Source organism: Streptomyces sp. NPDC002754, assembly GCF_053592315.1.
Genome location: NZ_JBSFVM010000092.1, coordinates 1 through 2,201, shown reverse-complemented (window position 1 = coordinate 2,201; position 2,201 = coordinate 1). Strand labels below are relative to the sequence as shown.

The window sequence follows — 2,201 nt, the reverse complement described above, 5'->3', positions numbered from 1 at the left end:
CCAGATTCGACAAGGAACCATGCGAGACCGCCACGCCCTTCGGCGTTCCCGTCGAACCCGACGTATAGATCACATACGCCAACCCCGACGGAACCGGGGGAACTCCGGGCGCGGTACCGGGGTACCCCGCCAGCTCGTCGAGGACACTCGCGTCCACCACGACACCCACACCGGCGTCCGCCAAGATGAACTCCGCCCGCTCAAACGGCAGTTCCCCATCTACGGGTACGTACGCCGCCCCCGCCTTCCACACGCCAAGAATCGCGGCGACCATCTCCGCGTCACGCCGGAGACGAAGACCCACCACCGACTCCGCACCCACACCACGACCGCGCAACCAATGCGCCAGCCGATTCGCCCACACATCCAACTCGCCGTACGACACCTCAACGCCGTCCGACACCACCGCCACCGCACCCGGAGCCGCAGCCACTCGCGCCTCGAACAGCTCAGGCACGGTCAGCGAATCAATGGCGGCCGCCGTGTCGTTCCACTGCCGCAACACCACGTCACGCTCGTCGGCACCCACCACATCCACCGCGTGCAGCCGGATGTCGGGCGTCGCCGTCACCGACTCCAGCACCCGCACGTACCGCTCGACCATCACCTCGGCCGAACCCGCATCGAACAGATCCGCAGACGCGATCAACGACCCACGCAACCCGGCCGGACGCCCCTCCTCGTCCAACACCTCCGACAACGACACGTCGAGGTCGAACCTCGCCGCTCCCGTCGGCGGTCCCTCTGAGGCCCGCGACTCCCCTGCCGTACGCCCGCTGCCCTCTACCGTCAGCATCACCTGGAACAGCGGGTGCCGGGACAGCGAACGTTCCGGGGCCAGCTCCTCCACCAGCCGCTCGAACGGCACGTCCTGATTCGCCAGCGCACCCAGACTCGCCTCCCGCACCCGCGCCAGCACCTGCCGGAACTCCGGATCCCCCGACAGATCCGTCCGGATCACCAACGTGTTCACGAAGAACCCGACCAGGTCATCCAGCGCCTCGTCCGTACGCCCAGCGATCGGCGACCCGACCGGAACATCCGTCCCCGCACCAAGCCGGGACAACGCAACCGCCAACGCCGCCTGCGCCACCATGAACACCGTCACACCCTCGGAACGCGCCAGCTCCACCACCCGCTGATGCACCTCGACCGGCACCCGCAACGGCACCCGACGCCCCACATGACTCGCCACCGCAGGACGCGCCCGATCCGCAGGCAGCACCAGTTCCTCCGGCGCCCCGGCCAACTCCTGCCGCCAGTAGCCGACTTGCTCCGACAACAGGCTGCCCGGGTCCGACTCCTCCCCCAGCAACTCCCGCTGCCACAACGCATAATCCGCGTACTGCACCGGCAACGGCTCCCACGTGGGGGCCTCGCCACGCAGCCGCCGCGCCTCGTACGCCTCCGAGAACTCACGCCGCAGCACACCCAACGACCAGCCGTCGCCGGCGATGTGATGCACCACCACGACCAGCGTCCGATCATCCGCCCCGGCCTCGAACAGCCATGCCCGGGTGGGAAGTTCGGTAGCAAGCTCGAACGTGTACCGCGAGGCCTGTGCAACCGCCTCGTCCAGGCCCTCGGGCGCCACTCGCGACACGTCGAGGTTCCAGTCCAGGTTCCGCGGGTCGAGGATGCGTTGGCAGGGCTCACCATCGACGGCCGGGAAGAGCGTGCGCAGCGACTCGTGCCGACCGATTACGTCCCGTAGCGCGGCATCCAGCGCGGCGACATCCACCTCACCGGTCAGCGACACCACCATGGGGATGTTGTACGTCGGGCTCGGGCCTTCGAGCTGAGCCAGGAACCACAGCCGGCGCTGAGCGAAGGAGAGCGGCACCCGCTCCGGACGTGTCTCCGCAGCCCGCAACGGCGTCCGAGCCGCCCCCACGTCATCGGCCAGGCGAGCGGCGAGGCCGGCCACCGTAGGCGCCTCGAACAGCGTGCGGAGCGGCAGCTCGACCCCGAGCACGGCACGGATCCGCGACACCAACCGCACCGCGAGGAGTGAGTGGCCGCCGAGCCGGAAGAAGTCGTCGTCCACCCCGACGGCCGACTCCAGCCCGAGGACGTCAGCGAAGGCCCCGCACAGGATTTCTTCCTGCACGGTCGCCGGACCCCGACCGGCGCCCGCGACGTATTCCGGCGCGGGTAGTGCTTTGCGGTCCAGTTTTCCGTTGACGGTCAGCGGGAGTTCG

Annotated in this window: 1 protein-coding gene; it reads right to left on the bottom strand. The window is 69.1% G+C overall.

Translation table 11 applies throughout. The annotated features are described in order from the left end of the window. Positions 1–2,201, bottom strand: a 2,201-nt coding sequence (locus ACWD2L_RS41000) for a condensation domain-containing protein (protein ID WP_351346113.1), incomplete at both ends; no start/stop codon positions are given.